Annotated in this window: 16 protein-coding genes; 8 read left to right on the plus strand and 8 right to left on the minus strand. The window is 42.2% G+C overall.

Going from position 1 to position 17,347, the window contains the following annotated elements; genetic code table 11:
- Positions 1 to 7 precede the first annotated feature (7 nt).
- The gene (locus AAFF35_RS29470; protein ID WP_342330014.1) at positions 8 to 1,321 is read right to left on the minus strand and encodes a TolC family protein; all 1,314 of its coding nucleotides are present in this window, start codon (positions 1,319 to 1,321) and stop codon (positions 8 to 10) included.
- Entirely contained in the window at positions 1,318 to 1,938 is a 621-nt protein-coding gene (locus AAFF35_RS29475) for a TetR family transcriptional regulator (RefSeq protein ID WP_342330015.1), read from the minus strand. Before AAFF35_RS29475 ends, AAFF35_RS29470 begins: the two co-directional genes overlap by 4 nt.
- Positions 1,939 to 2,070: 132 nt before the next feature.
- Here AAFF35_RS29475 and AAFF35_RS29480 point away from each other — a divergent pair, with 132 nt between their 5' ends.
- From AAFF35_RS29480 to AAFF35_RS29490, 3 genes are all read left to right on the plus strand, one after another.
- A complete protein-coding gene (locus AAFF35_RS29480) occupies positions 2,071 to 4,572 on the plus strand; it encodes a glycoside hydrolase family 9 protein (RefSeq protein ID WP_342330016.1) in 2,502 nt (833 codons plus the stop codon).
- 55 nt (positions 4,573 to 4,627) lie between these two features.
- On the plus strand, positions 4,628 to 4,810 hold the full coding sequence (locus AAFF35_RS29485) for a hypothetical protein (protein ID WP_074611379.1): 183 nt from the start codon (positions 4,628 to 4,630) through the stop codon (positions 4,808 to 4,810).
- Positions 4,811 to 5,011: 201 nt separating this feature from the next.
- Complete coding sequence (locus tag AAFF35_RS29490; RefSeq protein ID WP_342330019.1) at positions 5,012 to 5,566, plus strand: DUF2911 domain-containing protein; 555 nt, start codon at positions 5,012 to 5,014, stop codon at positions 5,564 to 5,566.
- Between the two features lie 64 nt (positions 5,567 to 5,630).
- Here AAFF35_RS29490 and AAFF35_RS29495 read toward each other — a convergent pair whose 3' ends face one another.
- The 6 genes from AAFF35_RS29495 to AAFF35_RS29520 form a co-directional block, all read right to left on the minus strand.
- Complete coding sequence (locus tag AAFF35_RS29495; protein WP_342330020.1) at positions 5,631 to 6,107, minus strand: hypothetical protein; 477 nt, start codon at positions 6,105 to 6,107, stop codon at positions 5,631 to 5,633.
- A gap of 5 nt (positions 6,108 to 6,112) precedes the next feature.
- Positions 6,113 to 6,694 (minus strand): sigma-70 family RNA polymerase sigma factor, encoded by a 582-nt coding sequence (locus AAFF35_RS29500; RefSeq protein ID WP_342330021.1) that lies wholly within the window; start codon positions 6,692 to 6,694, stop codon positions 6,113 to 6,115.
- Between the two features lie 59 nt (positions 6,695 to 6,753).
- Positions 6,754 to 7,110: a DUF6249 domain-containing protein gene (locus AAFF35_RS29505; RefSeq protein WP_342330022.1), complete on the minus strand. Its 357-nt coding sequence runs from the start codon at positions 7,108 to 7,110 to the stop codon at positions 6,754 to 6,756.
- Between the two features lie 234 nt (positions 7,111 to 7,344).
- Positions 7,345 to 7,770 carry a hotdog fold thioesterase gene (locus tag AAFF35_RS29510; protein WP_342330023.1) on the minus strand — a complete coding sequence of 142 codons (426 nt, stop codon included), beginning with the start codon at positions 7,768 to 7,770 and terminating at the stop codon, positions 7,345 to 7,347.
- Positions 7,770 to 8,276, minus strand: a complete 507-nt coding sequence (locus tag AAFF35_RS29515) for a DinB family protein (RefSeq protein ID WP_342330024.1) — start codon at positions 8,274 to 8,276, stop codon at positions 7,770 to 7,772. The genes AAFF35_RS29510 and AAFF35_RS29515 overlap by 1 nt, the downstream gene beginning before the upstream one ends.
- Positions 8,254 to 9,471, minus strand: coding sequence for a HAMP domain-containing sensor histidine kinase (locus AAFF35_RS29520; protein ID WP_342330026.1), 1,218 nt, complete (start codon positions 9,469 to 9,471; stop codon positions 8,254 to 8,256). Before AAFF35_RS29520 ends, AAFF35_RS29515 begins: the two co-directional genes overlap by 23 nt.
- A 90-nt stretch (positions 9,472 to 9,561) precedes the next feature.
- Between AAFF35_RS29520 and gltX the strand changes: the two genes are divergently transcribed.
- From gltX to AAFF35_RS29545, 5 genes are all read left to right on the plus strand, one after another.
- On the plus strand, positions 9,562 to 11,070 hold the full coding sequence (gene gltX, locus AAFF35_RS29525) for a glutamate--tRNA ligase (RefSeq protein WP_342330027.1): 1,509 nt from the start codon (positions 9,562 to 9,564) through the stop codon (positions 11,068 to 11,070).
- 72 nt (positions 11,071 to 11,142) lie between these two features.
- Complete coding sequence (locus tag AAFF35_RS29530; protein WP_342330028.1) at positions 11,143 to 11,982, plus strand: neutral zinc metallopeptidase; 840 nt, start codon at positions 11,143 to 11,145, stop codon at positions 11,980 to 11,982.
- A gap of 224 nt (positions 11,983 to 12,206) precedes the next feature.
- Positions 12,207 to 13,331: a hybrid sensor histidine kinase/response regulator gene (locus AAFF35_RS29535; RefSeq protein ID WP_342330029.1), complete on the plus strand. Its 1,125-nt coding sequence runs from the start codon at positions 12,207 to 12,209 to the stop codon at positions 13,329 to 13,331.
- Between the two features lie 17 nt (positions 13,332 to 13,348).
- Entirely contained in the window at positions 13,349 to 16,945 is a 3,597-nt protein-coding gene (locus AAFF35_RS29540) for a response regulator (protein WP_342330031.1), read from the plus strand.
- Positions 16,946 to 16,973: 28 nt separating this feature from the next.
- Positions 16,974 to 17,342: a response regulator gene (locus tag AAFF35_RS29545; protein WP_342330032.1), complete on the plus strand. Its 369-nt coding sequence runs from the start codon at positions 16,974 to 16,976 to the stop codon at positions 17,340 to 17,342.
- Positions 17,343 to 17,347: the final 5 nt, after the last annotated feature.

Below are 17,347 nucleotides of genomic sequence, written 5' to 3' on the forward strand. Positions count from 1 at the left end.
AGGTTTTTTATTGGGAAATTTTTCCTGTGGATTTTAATAGGGTATAATAGGCAAGTCCGGCATCCGCCTTTGCAAGCTCAAGATTGATCTTTGCCTGGTATAACAGGGTTTCTGCATCGATTCTGTCGATCGCCGAAGCCACATTATTTTTGTATTTGGAAGCCAGTAATTTGTCGTTCTCCGTTGCCTGTGCAATGGAAGTTTCGAGTACCTTAATCTTATTGATGGCCAGCTGATAGTTTTGATAATTTCTATTGATCTCTGTCTTTACCTGATCGGAAAAGATATCTTTTTGAAACTCAACATCCTTTTGTTGAATCCGGGCATCAGTAATCTTATGCTTATTGGTCCAAAGTGTTCCGATATTCCAGGAAACGTTAGCCGAAATCGTCATAGGAACAATAAACTGATTGCTTGGTGGAATAAATTTTCCACTTGGGTTAATGTAATATAAGTCGGCACCCACACCTACAGTAGGCAGCGTATTTGCCTTGACCGATTTGATGTTTACATCCGCCACTTTATTTCGGATATCAAACTGTTTCATCTCCTGACGATTAGCGAAGGCAATGTCCATGTAGCTCGTCAGTGTGCCTACCGTTTTAAGGTTGTCACTGGGATCTGCCGGAACAACCTCTGTATCTTCATTCATCCCCAGGAGAATGTCCAGGTTATAATTGAGGATCTTTCTGTTGTTTTCAATCTCCATTTCCGTTAAAGAAACGTTAGCCTGCTGTAGCTGGAACCTCAATACATCGTTTTTTGTCACGATACCCTGGCTGAAAAATCTTTCTGCCTGTTTCAGCTGACTGGCAATAGACTCCAGGTTTTGTGCAACGACCTTTTTGCTTTGAAGCACCTTAAACAGGGAATAATAAGTGTTGATCACTGCGTAGCTGATCTCTTCTTTGTCCTTGTCTGCATCTAAGCGCGCAACTTCAGTAAGCAGTCGGGTAGATTCTTCTGCATACCTTAATTTTCCGCCACCATAGATCAATTCTTTAACGCCCAGAGTTCCCACAAATGCATCTGCACGGTTTGGAAGATGTATTGGGTTTGCTCCGCCAATACTTAGCTGGTTGGTTGGAATTTCAGCATGGTTGTAAAGAAATGAAGCTTCTGCCGTTGGGAGCGCATTGTCTTTAGCCATATGGAGCTTGGCAATAGATTCGTCGATCTTATTTTGTGAACGCTTCAGGTTCTTACTGTTCTCAACGCCAAGCTGTATAGCTTCGGCTAAGCTCAGGTTTTTTGTGCTTTGAGCGTATAACATCCCCGGCAGGAGCAATGCTATGGCACTTAATTTAATTCTACTTATCATTTTTGGGGTGTTAAATACATAGTGAGAAGGTCTTTCAAATGGGCGATCAGACGGATCGTGATGAGATCCCTGTCTTCCGGATTGTTGATGTCCAGGCTGGTTCCATAAGTGATCTTTGAAGGGGAAATGGCCACATGGCTGATCGTTCCCATCAGGGTGGCGATCAACATTCGTACATCTACAGGTCTGAAACTGCCATCATCAATGCCGTCATTGATGATTTGTTCAATAACCACAAGGTTAGTCGCAATCGTATTTTTGACTTTTAAAAACATCTCAGGACGCTGAGAGAGGGAGAGTTCCCGGTGCATCATTTTATGAAGACCATGGTTACATAAGATACGTTTGGCATAACCCTCAATCACTTTCAGTAATTTTTCCATTCCGGAGAGCTTATCCTGACTGATGCTGGTGAGTTGGTTGTTGAAATCAATGATTCTTTGTGACATGATTTCCATAAAGACGCCTTCTTTCGATCCAAAGTAATAGTTGATCATTGACATGTTTGCCCCCGATTCCTTTGCAATCTGACGGGTAGAAGTCCCTTCGTAACCCAATTCCGTAAACAGTCTTTCAGCGGCTTCCAGAATGTTTGCCTTTTTATCTATTTTTTCCATTCTTTAATTTGACGCGACAAAATTAATCAATCGATTGATTAATTGTGCTTGTTTACCGAGATAATCTTTAATTATTTACCAAATGCTGACAGATTATGTATTTTTAAATCCATTAAATGAAAAACAATTTCCATGAAAAATCACGTTTTATTAGGATGTTTTAGCTGTATTATTGCACTTATTCTGCTTTCATCCTATAAAAACAAGGGGTTGCAGGAAAAAGACACATGGATCAGAATAAATCTTATTGGGTATCAGCAAGAATCGAAAAAGGTAGCTGTCTGGGTTAGTAAAACAGCAAAAGTTCCCGAAAGTTTTCAAATTCTAGACAAGAAGAGTAAAGAGGTCGTTTATACTTCGAAAAACCTGAAATGCTTTGGAAAGTACGGCCCATTTAAAAATTCCTGTCGCCTGGATTTCAGCGAATTTAAAAAGACTGGTCATTACCTCATTCGCACAGACGACGTTTATTCTCCGGAAGTGATTATTAACGAACAAGTTTATCGCCATACGGCTGATTTTGCTTTACGATACCTGCGCCAGCAAAGAAGTGGTTTTAACCCTTACCTGAAAGACAGCTGTCATACCACAGATGGTTATACAATGTATGGACCTATGCCCGACAGTACCCATATAGATGCAAGTGGGGGATGGCATGATGCCTCGGATTATTTGCAGTATGCCAGCACTTCCGCGAACGCAACCTATCACCTGCTGGCAGCATATCGGGATTTCCCGGCCGTTTTCGAAGATCAGCATCAGGCAAATGGGCTGGACGGGGAAAACGGGCAGGCTGATGTATTGGATGAAGCAAAATGGGGTTTGGACTGGTTACTTAAAATGCATCCTAAAAAAGACTGGTTGTTCCACCAAATTGCAGACGACAGGGACCATCAGGGACTTCGTTTGCCCAATAAAGATGAGGTCTCTTATGGAAGAGGAAGTGAAAGACCCGTGTATTTTGCAACAGGGGAGCCCCAGGGACTGGGTAAATTTAAAAACCGATCGAACGGATTGGCTTCTGTTGCAGGAAAATTCAGCAGTGCATTTGCGCTGGGAAGTAAGCTCTTTCATCAGAAAGATCAGCAATATGCGAAGCTGCTTCTCGATAAGTCCAGGTCTGCTTACCATTTAGGTTTGAAAAAGCCAGGTGTACAGCAGACTGCGCCAAATAGAGCGCCCTATTTTTACGAAGAGGACAATTGGACCGATGATATGGAACTTGCTGCGGCCACACTTTATCAGCAGACGGCAGAACAAAAATACGGAAAGCAGGCGATTGAATATTCTGGAAAAGAAAAAGTAAGTCCCTGGATGGGGGCAGATACGGCAAGGCATTACCAATGGTATCCATTTCATAATTTTGGACACTACGAAACAGTAAAGGCAAGGCCCGCACAAAAAGAGGTAATGAGTGGATACTATAAGGAAGGACTGGAAAGAGTATGGAATAAAGCTAAAAATAATGCTTTTTATAGAGGGATTCCTTTTATCTGGTGCTCAAATAACCTGACCACCGCCTTCGCCATACAGAGTTATTTGTATTTTAACCTGACCGGAGATGACAGTTATGAGGAACTTGCCCAGGCAAATTTTGATTGGTTATTTGGCTGCAACCCATGGGGTACCTCCATGGTATATGGCCTGCCAAATTGGGCTGATACTCCGACGGATCCGCATTCTGCCCTTAGCCATTTGAAGGACTATCCTCTTGATGGAGGATTGGTGGATGGGCCTGTATCTGGAAGCATTTATAAAAACCTGATTGGAATTAAGCTGTATCAACCGGATGAGTATGCCGGATTCCAGTCAGATCTGGTCGTTTATCATGATGATTTTGGCGATTATAGTACCAATGAACCAACGATGGACGGTACGGCTTCACTCGTTTACCTGCTGGCAGCCTACGACCAGCGAACACTGCCTCCACATCCGAATTTTGAAAGAGATCAAGGTGCCATCATTAGAGGGGATCGCTCAAAAAAACAATTGGCACTGGTGTTTACAGGGCATGAATTTGCAGATGGCCTGGAAAAAATCACAGCTGTTTTAGAAAGAACCCAGGTAAAAGGATCTTTCTTTTTTACCGGATCTTTTTATGATAACCCCAGATTTAGTGAAGCAATTAAAAGCTTGCGGCAACAACAGCACTACCTTGGACCTCACTCCAATGGGCATTTACTGTATTGCGACTGGAAAGATCGAAACCGTTTATTGATCGATCAGGCAACATTTGAAGAGGACCTGAAGGCTAATTATGCCGCGATGGATAAATTCGGCATTTCTAAGACTCAGGCTAAATTCTTTTTACCACCATACGAGTGGCATAACCAGGCCATAAATGATTGGACAGAGAAAATGGGACTGACGTTGATCAATTATACCCCTGGAACGCGAAGTAATGCCGATTATACCTGGCCGGAAATGGGCGCGCGCTACTTGGGAAGTGAAGAAATTTATCAGTCTATCCTTGATTTTGAGCAGAAGTCTTCCTTAAACGGGTTTATCTTACTGAGCCATGTAGGAACAGATGTAAAAAGAAAAGATAAGTTTTATCTCCGCCTGGAGCAGTTGATCCGATATCTAAAGGTAAAAGGGTACCAGCTCATCACTGTTCCTGATTTGTTAAGGTAGAGGTGCTTCCTATTTTGAAATAAATCAATATCTTTGAGGCCTAAGTATTAAAAAGATGACTAAACAAGAAGATAACAACAGTTTTGATTGGGTTTATTACGTTTTAGGCCTGGTTTTCGGCATTTTGACTGCAGCAATAATATCAGGTGGCTTTCTATGGTCTGTTTTAGGAGGTATTATCGGATTTATTTTCGGTGCTATTTTCTTAAATGCGATCGTTAAAGGTCGCGAGTATTAGTTCGCGGTTATCGTATAAATCTTTTTCAATGAAACCATCATAGGCATACTGTTCACAAAGAGCAATGAATTGCTTATGATCGCTTCATTACCGTCGAAAACAAATAATTCCAATGAAACCATCATCATCTTACAAATCCCATAAAGAGATGTATATCAGGATTATGGTTGCTTCATCACTGAGAAAAATAATTATATACCGATGAAAAAATTAAGCCTTATCGCTGCTTTTGCATTGTTTTCTGCCTTTGCTCAGGCACAGGATATGAAACTTCCTGCATTAGATCCAAGCCCGGCCGACATCGTTTACTATCCCTTAAATGCGGCTAAATTGAAAGATGACTCCGGTCCTTCGATTAAAGTCGTTTATTCCAGACCTAGCAGAAAAGGACGTGAGATTTTTGGCGTACTGGAGCAATATGGAAAGGTTTGGCGATTAGGAGCTAATGAATGCACTGAAATCAAGTTCTTCAAAAATGTAGTGATTGGAGGTAAGAAGATTAAGGCAGGAACTTACAGCTTATATGCCATTCCGGAAAAAGACAAATGGGTAATCATTGTAAATAAACAAACCGATCGTTGGGGTGCTTATACCTATAATGAAGCAAAAGACGTAGTGAGGGTCGAGGTTCCGGTGAAGGCCTTACCACAACCTGTAGAAACATTATCTATGACTTTTACCCCTCAATCTGAAGGCGCTAATCTGGTGATTGCATGGGATAAAACGATAGTTGAACTTCCTGTAACTGTCAAATAGAACAAATAAAATATAAAAGAGGCCTGGTATTTACCGGGCCTCTTTCATTTAAAGATTTTTCAGCTTATGCTCTTCTACGCCTAAGGTAGCTGTCAATGAAAGCCAATGCCAGTAAGAGGTCTACAAAGAGGAATATTTTTATAGAAGTAGGGGTTACATATTTTCCGAAGTCAATATGCTCCATCTGGAAGCCCATGTTGAATTTTAGGTCGGTAAAATCGAAAGTACTATTGCTCAATATATAGCCAAGTATGGCTAGTATGAAGCAGATAAAAAATGCAGCAATGCTATAAATGATCCGTGTATCTACCTTTGTTTTCATCGATACGGGCGCAATTTCCAGCTTTACCTGTTCCATCACATTTCTGGTGAAAGACATAGAAGGCGCTTCGAGTTCCAATTCATTCATCTGAGTGTTAATTGCAAGAAGCTCCTCGTATAAGGAACCATAAGCCGGATCATTGGCTATTTTAGCCTGTACGGATAAGGCCTGTTCAGGGCTGCTGTTTCCGTCTATATAATCCCAGATTTCTTCTTCCATCGTTATCATAATAACTCCTTTACTTCATCTTTTAACAAATATTGTAATTTCTCTTTTAACCTGATCCTGGCCCGGTGTAATTTTACTTTCACCGTATTGCTCTCCATATTCAGGGCCTTACCGATTTCTTCCAGGCTTTGTTCCCCCTGATAAAATAGAGTAATGATGCTTGCATCATCGGCAGACAATAAGGCTATGGCCTGATTTAGATATACATATCCTGATTTTTTTTCAACGACGTCTGCATTGAAATCAGAAATGTGATTTTCCAGCTGAATGATGCTGTCAGTCTCATCAATAGATTGAACTTCCACCCTTTTTTTACGTAAAAAGCTCATGGAGGTGGTATAGGTAATGGTATACAGCCAGGTAGAAAATTTGGCGGTTTGTTTATAGGTTCCAAGAGCGCGATAAGCTTTAATGAAACAATCCTGCGCAATCTCTTCCGCGTCTTCTCTGTTCTTGGAGAAACGCATCGCCAATGTAAATACAAAGCGCTGATGACGTTTTACCAGTTCGGAGTACACCGAGGTATTGCCTGACAGGACTTCAGTAATTAAATCGATATCCGATTGCTTGTGCTGCATATATTTTTTTAAGACGCGCGTCTTTTTTTAGAGAGGTTCGTAGCTTAGAAGAAATGGAATTAGTTGAGGTCTTTTTGTTTATCCAACCAGTTTTTCTCCACTACATAGGAAAGGATCAATCCTAACCCTCCACAAATGCTCAGGAATCCGAAATAAACAGCAACTCCTTCTTCGTCATCTAAGCCTGTTGCCCTTACGGTGAAGAGTGCAATCAGCAAGCCTAATCCCAGGCCTACGAGTAACAATCCGAACTTTAAGCTGACAAATGGTTTTGGTGCACTTATCCTGGCAGCACTCGGCTCTAAACCACGCTCAATCATCGCCATTTTTTCTTTGTTGGACATGTACCTGAGGCCGAACACTAATGCAGTAGTACATACAAACATTGTTACCGGTACGATTACTTCTGGTCCCATTTTATTTTCAATTTAATTGTTAATGATCTGTTTATTTGAACTGATGTTCTGTAAGCTATGACCACATGAAAATCAATCAGGTTACAGTCTTCCTGAAAAAAATAGAAAGAATATGAATTTGGGATTAAAAATAAGGATAATCAGGCAGTTAGAAGGCCATTGTGCCCAAAATATAAAAGAGACGAAGAAAGAAAAAACAGCTGCAAAAAAGAAAAAGCCGGAGAATTTCCGGCTTTATATCTGAGGTTTTGGGATTATTGCAACCGTTAAGCGGCTAATGCAATTCATTTTTCCCTTGTCATTATAGATTTTAATTTCCCAAACATGGGTCTTTGCCCCGATATGAAGGGGTTTACAAATTCCGGTAACCAGGCCGCTTTTGACAGGCCTCAAATGATTGGCGTTAATCTCCAGCCCTACAGCCATGTATTTTTCCGGATCGATGCACATATAAGATGCGATGCTTCCCAGTGTTTCTGCGAGGACTACAGAGGCTCCTCCATGAAGAATTCCCGCCGGTTGATGCGTCCGTTCGTCTACAGGCATAGTACCCGTTAGAAAATCATGGCCAACTTCTGTAAATTGAATATCCAGTAAACCGCCAAGATGATTTTTTGGCCGGTCGTTTAATTGTGCCGCGGTAAATGCTGAAAACCACATTATAGATACCTTTCTTTAAGAATCAGGGTATGGTGCATCAGGTGACCTGCAATCACAAATAATAAAGCCCGTACGGAAATCTGACGCTCTGAAGCTGTTCCGCTGCGGTCCAGCTCATGTTCATTCAGCGACTTAAAAAGATACATGTTCGACTTCCTAAGCAAAGAAAACTCTTCCGAGAAACTTAACAGGCTACGGTCAGAAAAATGTGCATTTGCTACATAATCATCTTCTTCAAAACCAGGTAAAGCATGTTGTTCACTCCGCGCAAAACAAGTTAAGCGGTAAACCAGAATCCGTTCTGTATCAATGATGTGTCCTGCCATTTCTTTGACGGTCCATTTGCCAGGTGCATAAGCGTAATCTGCTTTTTCGATCAGGTCATTGAGGAAATCAGGAAATTCTGTGGCCTGTTTTTCCAATATTCCCAGGATGTCATCTCCTGAAATTTTACTAATGTAAGTTTCCGCCCATGCGGGGTACTCATGTGTTTGAGGTCGGTTCATAAGTAATGCTGCTTTTTAAGATGATTCGGAAAGTTGTCCCTTTTTCCAGCTCGGAATCTTTGACAAAAATCTGTCCGTTATGGTAATTTTCGATAATCCTTTTAGTGAGGGAGAGCCCTAAGCCCCAGCCCCGCTTCCTTGTGGTATATCCAGGCTGGAATACGGCATCGAACTTTGATCTGGCAATACCTCTTCCGGTGTCTGTTACGTCAATAAAGACCTCCTCTTTGGTTAGGTTTTCAATGATATTGATGATGATCGATCCTTCATTCTCAATGGCATTTGCTGCATTTTTCAGGAGATTTTCGATCACCCAGTCGAAAAGAGGAACGTTGAGCAAGGCCCTTACCTGCTCATCTCCGGTGATGGTAAAAATAATCTTATCTGAAGTCCGTAGTTTGAAGTATTCTACAAAATTATAGATGACGGTATACACCACATGATCTTCTACCATAGGTTTGGAGCCAATTTTAGAAAAACGGTCTGTGATAACCTCCAGTCGTTTGATATCGTTTTCCATTTCGGCGATCAGGGGGTCGTCTTCCGCATTAAAGCGTGATTTCATTAATTCCACCCAGGCCATAAGGGAAGAAATAGGGGTGCCCAGCTGATGCGCAGTTTCTTTGGCCATCCCGACCCATACCTGGTCCTGTTCGGCCTTTCTCGCTGAGCTAAACGCCACATAAGCAGTGAGTAAGAACAAGCCGATCACGCCTAATTGTATATAGGGAAAATAGCGAAGCTGAGTTAAAGTTGGCGAATCTTTATAATAAATATACCACCTGCTGCCATCAAGACCAATAATTGGGGTAGGAGGATGTTGCTCCTTCATGATTTTCAGCTCTCTGACAAAATAAGCGGGATCATAGGTTCGCCCATCTTTTTTTTGAAGGTCATAATTGGTTTTTGTAGAATCCAGACCCTGATAGGTAAGAATATTTCCTTCAGCACCAACAATGATAATCGGGAGTTTAGTATTGGTTCGGATCAGGTCGATGAGATCTGTCGTATTCTCATCATCGTACATGGCCATCGTTTTCTCCGTTACCTTTACATATAATTGGAATTGCATCCGCTCTTCCCGTTCCATCTTTTTTACGAAAAAATCGCTATATAAAACAGATGCCGTGCCAATCACGATGGCAAAGAACAATAAGAAGAATTTCCAGCGGCGTTTTTTTTCGTATGGATTCATAGGTTATCCGGGCAAATTACAAAATAGCATTCAAAAATTGATGAATAGAAAGGTAACGCGGTAAAAAATATATCTTTGCAGATCGTAATTATGGAAAAGAAAGTAAGAGTAAGATTTGCCCCCAGCCCAACAGGCGGGTTGCATTTGGGTGGTGTACGTACCGCTTTGTTTAATTATTTGTTTGCTAAGAAACACAATGGAACCTTCATCCTTAGGGTAGAAGATACCGATCAGACGCGCTTTGTAGAAGGAGCAGAAGAATATATCGTTTCTTGTCTGAAATGGTGCGGCATGTCGCCGGATGAAAGTCCGCAGACAGGTGGACCCTTTGGACCATATCGCCAGAGCGAACGTAAGGCCAGTTACAAACAATATGCAGACCAGCTGATTGCTGATGGCTATGCTTATTATGCTTTCGATACCCCGGAAGAACTGGATGCTAAACGTAAGGAAATTCCTAATTTTACTTATGGGTTGGCTACGCGTGGGGAAATGAGAAACTCGCTGACTTTAACTGAGGCAGAAGTGACTTCGCTTTTAACAGAAAATACCCCTCATGTAGTGCGCATAAAAATGCCTGCAAACGAAACGGTTTCTTTTACCGATCTGATCAGAGGACATGTTAGCTTTGACACCAACCTGGTCGACGATAAAGTTTTATTAAAAGCAGATGGAATGCCAACTTATCATCTTGCTGTTGTTGCCGATGATAAAGCAATGGAAATCAGTCACATCTTCAGGGGTGAGGAATGGTTGCCATCTGCACCTATACATATTTTACTCTGGAGATATCTGGGTTGGGAGGATGTCATGCCTCAATGGGTACATTTACCTTTAATTCTGAAACCAGATGGAAATGGAAAGTTAAGTAAACGTGACGGAGACCGCCTTGGCTTCCCTGTATACGCACAAAACTGGACTGATCCTAAAACCGGCGACCTGACCAAAGGATTTAAAGAGCTGGGCTTTATGCCGGAAGCTTTCGTGAATTTATTGGCCATGCTGGGTTGGAATGACGGAACGGATCAGGAGATTTTCTCTATGGCGGATCTGATAGAAAAGTTCTCTGTGGAACGAATCAGTAAAGCGGGTGCTAAGTTCGACTTTGAAAAAGCCAAATGGTACAACCATGAGTGGATAAAAAATGCAGATGCCAAAACCCTGCTGCCAATCGTAAAAGATGCTTTTGCTGCACAGGGAACGGAGATTAGTGAAGACGCTTATCTGGAGAAAATCATTGACCTGATTAAAGATCGTTGTCACCTGTTAACAGACTTTATTCCACAGAGTGCCTATTTTTTTATTGCACCTCAGGAATATGATTTGCCTGCTGTAAAACCAAAATGGACGGCCGAAAAAGCGGAATTTTTCAACGCTTATACCAGCCTGATTTCAGATGAACTACCGGCAACAGCCTTGGAAGAAAAGTTCAAGGAACTGGCTGCAACGCATAATTTTAAACCTGGAGAGCTCATGCTTCCTTTTAGAATTATGCTGGTTGGAGGTAAATTCGGACCCGGTGTATTCGACATTGCCGTAGCACTTGGAGCGACCGAAACGATCCAAAGAATAAAGAATGCTTTGACCGCTTTTGAATAATCCGGTATTTTTCGTTTAAATTGGTATAACAATTGTCCCAGATTTTTGTAAACCAATTTAAACGAAATTTATATGCAGTGGTTCGGTAAAGGAAGTGGAAATATTGAAGATGGGAGAGGGAAGCCCAGTGGTGGCGTAATAGGAGGTGGAATCGGTATTCTTGTTGTAATAGTTGGTCTTTTCTTCGGGCAGGATTTAACCGGTCTGGTGAGTCAGTTGCCTTTAGGTGAGGTCGGCCAAACGGAAATAAAAAAGGGCGATCCCACAGATAAAGAAGGGAAGTTCGTAAATGGGGTGTTAGAATCCACCAATCTGGTTTGGGAACAGCAATTTGCGGAAATGGGTAAGACCTATGAGAAGCCGGTCATGAGGCTTTTTACAAATAGCGTATCTTCTGCCTGTGGAAATGCAAGTGCTGCAGTAGGACCATTTTACTGTCCTGGGGATCATAAAGTATATATCGACCTGAGTTTCTATCAGGATTTACAAAACCGCTTTGGCGCTGCCGGAGATTTCGCACAGGCTTATGTCATTGCACATGAGGTTGGACACCATGTCCAGAACCTGTTGGGAATTTCGGAGAAAATGCAGCGCATGAGGGCTCAGCTCAGCGAAAAAGAATACAACCGATTATCTGTTAAATTGGAGCTGCAGGCAGATTTCTTTGCCGGGCTTTGGGCAAATCATGCGCAGAATTTAAAGGACTTTAGGTTGGAGGAAGGCGATATCGACGAGGCACTGACTGCGGCAAATGCAATCGGTGACGATAAATTGCAAAAACAGGCCCAGGGTGAGGTCGTTCCTGATGCATTTACGCATGGAACTTCGGCTCAAAGAATGTTTTGGTTTAAGAAAGGCTTTGAGACCGGAGACATCAAACAAGGGGATACTTTTAATTCAAGCCAGCTTTAATTTCCTGTTTTCAAATAAAACGATCATGAGGACGGGACGCTCATCATATAATACCTCCCCATGCGTTTAATTTGAAGACAAGCAGCAAGCTATTTGCAAATTTTTTGATATAAAAGAAGTCTAAACATCTTTTATTCTTCAAACTTGTATAACTTTAGCACTAAACTATTGCACAATTATGCATTGGCAGCTGAGAGATTCAGCAGCCTTATTTATTTTTAATAATGATACTAATTGTAGATGATACTCCCGAGAACCTGATTTCATTAAAAAAGGTTCTGGAGAAAAATAATTTTGAAGTAGATACCGCATCATCAGGAGAAGAGGCCTTAAAAAAAGTTCTTAAAAATGAATATGTACTGATCATTCTTGATGTACAGATGCCGGGTATGGACGGATTTGAAGTGGCGGAGGCCATCTCCGGCTACAGCAAAGCCAGGGAAACCGCCATCATCTTTCTTTCTGCGGCCAGTACCGAGAATAAATTTATTACCAAGGGATATTCTTCCGGCGGGCTCGATTACATTACGAAACCCGTTGATATGGACATTCTGCTCTTAAAGGTGAAAACCTTTTACCGCATTTATGAGCAGAGCCGAAAACTGATTGAAATTCAGAAAGCATTACTGGACGAGATTGAGTTTCGGAAGCAGGCAGAGCGAAAAAAGGATGAATTTATCAGCATCGCCAGCCATGAACTGAAAACCCCCTTAACCAGTGTTAAAGGGTATGTCCAATTGCTCGAAAGAAGCATTGATAAAGGCGATGTGCCGACTTTAAAAAAGCATTTGCTGAAAGCCCAGATACAACTGGAAAAGCTCAATGAGCTCATTACAGATCTGCTCGATATCTCAAAGATCGAAAGTGGTAAGCTGAAATTCAATAAACAGCCATTTATAATGGATACGCTGCTGGATAGCGTTACAGAAATCATTCACCAGTCAAATCCTGAGTTTAAGATCATTAAAACCGGAACCGTCAAGCGGGAGATTTGCGGTGATGAGATGCGGATAGAACAGGTGATCATTAACTTTTTAACCAACGCAATTAAATATTCTCCGGGAACCAGCGAGATCCATATTAAGGTGGAAGAACGCGGAGAGCACATCTATGTTGGTGTTAAAGATTTTGGAATTGGCATCAGTGCCGACCAGCAAAAGAATGTATTTGAAAAATTCTATAGAGTAGAAGAAACAGCCATCCACTTCCAGGGATTGGGGATCGGACTTTACATTTCCGCCGAAATCATCAGAAGACATAACGGTGAAGTAGGCGTGCAGAGCATCCCCGGTGAAGGATCAGAATTTTATTTTAGTATTCCATTACAGTCTACATCCGAGACGGATTAGAACTACAAAACCTTAGTATGCAAAATAAGCAAAAATCTTTAAAAGGAAACCTGCGTGTTGGATTGGGGCTGTCGCTGCTCTTGCTGTTTATCAGCTCGCTGGCTTCTTATAATAGCATCAGAAATCTGATCAGAAGCTCAGAAATGGTGCAGCATAGCAATGAAGTCATCAATGGTTTAGAAGAGGTAATTTCCGCCCTGAAAGATGCAGAAACAGGGCAACGCGGATTCCTTTTAACAGATGACCAAACCTTTTTAGATCCTTATAACGGAGCTACAGAACGCTCGGTATCTCTGTTGGAAAATGTGGCTGACCTGACCCGTGACAACCCTGTTCAGCAGAAGAATGTAATCAGGTTAAATGAGCTCATTAAAGAGCGCATGAACATCCTTGCAAGAACGATTGACATCAAAAAGAAGGGAGGAAACGTTACCGTCTCCGAGTTGCTCAATGGTAAAACCTATATGGACAGTGCCCGTGCAGTGATAAAAAGGATGGAAACGGAAGAAAATCGCTTGCTGGAAGACCGTACTTCCGATCTAAATAAACTGGCTGGTTATACTCCGATTCTTATTGTCATCGCTGCGCTATTGGCCATCCTGATCACCATTTTCTTTTACCGCAGGGTTTCTACCGATTTCAATGAAAGATTAAAACTGGAAGATGAACTGAAAGAGGTCAATAAGGAAATTGAACGGAGAGTAAAGATGATCCGTGACCTTGCTGCACAGATTTCAAAAGGCGATTACCACGTCAGACTGGATCAGGACCAGAAAGATGACCTGGGAAAAGTGGCGGTTTCGCTGAACTCAATGGCAGAATCTTTACAATATTCTTTCGCCTTGCTGGAAGATAAGGAATGGCTGCAATCAGGAATTGCCAGCTTGAATGACCAGATGGTGGGCGAAAAGAGTGTTCCTGAACTTGCAAATGATATTTTAGAAAGCATTGTTGCACATACCCGGAGTCATGTGGCTGCCTTCTACCTATTGGAAGACGAAATCCAGCTGGAGCTGATTGCGGGATACGCCCTGTTAAATCAGGAAAAAAGAAGCCTGCTGAAGGAAGGAGAGGGCCTCGCCGGACAGGCATGGAAATCGGCAAAACAAATCCTGATCAACGACATTCCGGATGAAGAACTGACAATCAGTTATGCTGCAGGGAATACCAGGCCAAAGAATGTGGTTGCCGTCCCCGTGTTTCGTAATGAACAAGTGGTTGGCGTGATAGAATTGGGGTCTTTGAATACCTTTACTCCCTTGCAGCTGGAATTTCTGCACAATATTTCTGTCAATATCGGAATTGCCATCCATGTTTCGCAAAACAGAAAAAAACTACAGGAATTCCTGGAAGAAACCCAGGCTCAGGCAGAGGAATTACAGGCACAGCATAGTGAACTGGAAGGACTGAATGCAGAACTGGAAGCGCAAACTCAAAAGATTCAGACTTCTGAAGAAGAATTAAGGGTACAGCAGGAAGAACTATTGCAAAGCAACCAGGAGCTGGAGGAACGGACCAGTTTGCTGGAAGAAAAGAACCAGCTGATCCAGGAAAGAAATATGGACATTCAGCATAAAGCAGAACAGCTGGAGCAGAGTACAAAATATAAATCCGAATTTTTGGCCAATATGTCTCATGAACTGAGAACGCCTTTAAATTCGATTCTGTTGCTTTCCAAGCTGATGTCTGATAATAAAGACCTGGACCCGGAATACATAGAATATGCGGACGTAATTCAGAGCTCAGGCCAGGGATTACTGGCATTGATTGATGAAATACTTGACCTTTCCAAGATAGAGGCCGGTAAAATGAAACTCGAGTTTGCAGAAGTGAGTGTGAGAGAAGTTGCTACCGATATGCGTTCGCTCTTTGCGCAGGTGGCAGAGCATAAAAAGTTGCAACTGATTGTGGAAATAGAAGAAAACCTGCCGAACATCAGTACCGATAAAATGCGTTTGGAGCAGGTACTGAAAAATCTGCTTTCCAATGCGATCAAATTCACCGGTAAAGGAAAAGTGAGCCTGACCATTAAAAAGGATGATTCCAATAAGTTCATGCTCTTTAAGGTCACCGATACCGGAATCGGGATTCCTATCGATAAGCAAGGTTTAATCTTCGAGGCTTTCCAACAGGCAGATGGCTCTACCCGTCGCAATTTTGGTGGTACAGGCCTTGGCTTATCTATCAGCAGGGAACTGGCCAAGCTATTGGGAGGTGAGATTGAGCTGAGCAGCAAGGAGCATGTAGGAAGTGAGTTTACCCTTACTTTACCTGTAAAACAGGTGGATGCCATCAGTCATATCCTGGAGGAAGAACTGATCAGCCCGGTACCTTACATCGAAACAGCAGTGGAAGTGCAGGAAGAAAGGTTTACGGTCGATAAGATTCCTCAGGAAATTGAAGACGACAGACATGACATCCAGGCGGGAGATAAGGTGATTTTGATCATTGAAGATGATACCAATTTTGCCAAGACGTTGTTAAGCTTCACCAGAAAAAGAAATTATAAAGGAATTGTAGCCGTAAGAGGGGATGTCGGCATTGAGCTCGCCAACCAATACAAGCCTTTGGCGATATTATTGGACATCCAGCTGCCCATTAAAGACGGCTGGCAGGTGATGGAGGAATTAAAGTCTAATCCGGCAACGAAACCTATTCCGGTACACATCATGTCGTCACTGGAAGTAAAGAAAGAAAGCCTCCTGAAGGGAGCAGTTGATTTTATCAACAAGCCGGTTGCACTGGAGCAGATGAAGAACATCTTTCAGAAACTGGAAGATGCCTTGAGCCGTTCCCCGAAAAAAGTGTTGATTGTGGAAGAAAACAAACAACATGCGGAGGCGCTAAGTTACTTTTTAAGCAATTACAACATTCAGACAGAGGTGGCCAACAATGTCGGACAAAGTATCGGCGCACTCCATAAAAAAGAAGTAGACTGTGTCATTCTTGACATGGGCATTCCGGATAAGAACGCTTATGAGACTTTGGAAACAATTAAAAAAAGCGAAGGACTGGAAAACCTGCCCATCATTATTTTTACCGGTAAAAATCTCTCTAAAGGGGAAGAGATAAGAATCAGGCAATATGCCGACTCTATTGTCGTAAAAACCGCACATTCTTATCAGAGAATTCTGGATGAAGCGGGTCTTTTCCTACACCTCGTAGAGGAAAAACAGACGGAAGGAAAGGCTAAAAAACCAACATCTGACCGACTTGGGGGCCTGTATGAAGTGCTGAACAATAAAACTGTGCTGATTGCCGATGATGACGTCAGGAATATCTTTTCGCTCACCAAAGCCCTAGAACAACATAAAATGAAAGTGCTGGCTGCTACCGATGGAAAAGAGGCCCTCCAGATCCTCAAGGAAAACCCATTGGTAGATATTGTGCTTATGGACATGATGATGCCGGAGATGGACGGATATGAGAGCACAAGGGAAATCAGAAAGATCAGTGCTTACAAACATTTACCTGTTTTAGCTGTTACAGCCAAAGCAATGATGGGAGACCGCGAGAAATGTATTGCTGCAGGCGCTTCCGATTATATCTCTAAACCCGTAGATATCGATCAGCTGATCTCTTTACTCCGGGTTTGGCTTTACGATAAAAATTAAATAGAATATTCACCGTATTTTGAAATATATGGCCGATAGTAAAATATTAATAGTTGACGATGATAACAGGAATATTTTTGCCCTGTCAGCCGTATTAAAGTCAAAAGGATACAAGTGTGTCTCTGCAACCGGAGGTGAAGAAGGCCTCGATCTGTTGAAAAAAGAGAAAGGAATAGCAGTGGTTCTGATGGACATGATGATGCCGGGAATGGACGGATATCAGGCCATGGCAGAAATGAGTGGCCATCCTGAATTGAAAGATATCCCGGTGATTGCTGTGACGGCACAGGCTATGGTTGGCGACAGAGAGCGCTGTATCAATGCAGGTGCAGTTGGCTATGTCTCTAAGCCGATAAATGTAGAGGAATTAACCAGGTTGCTTACCCAGTATATCTAAAGAGA

This window comes from Pedobacter sp. FW305-3-2-15-E-R2A2, assembly GCF_038446955.1.
GTDB lineage: Bacteria > Bacteroidota > Bacteroidia > Sphingobacteriales > Sphingobacteriaceae > Pedobacter.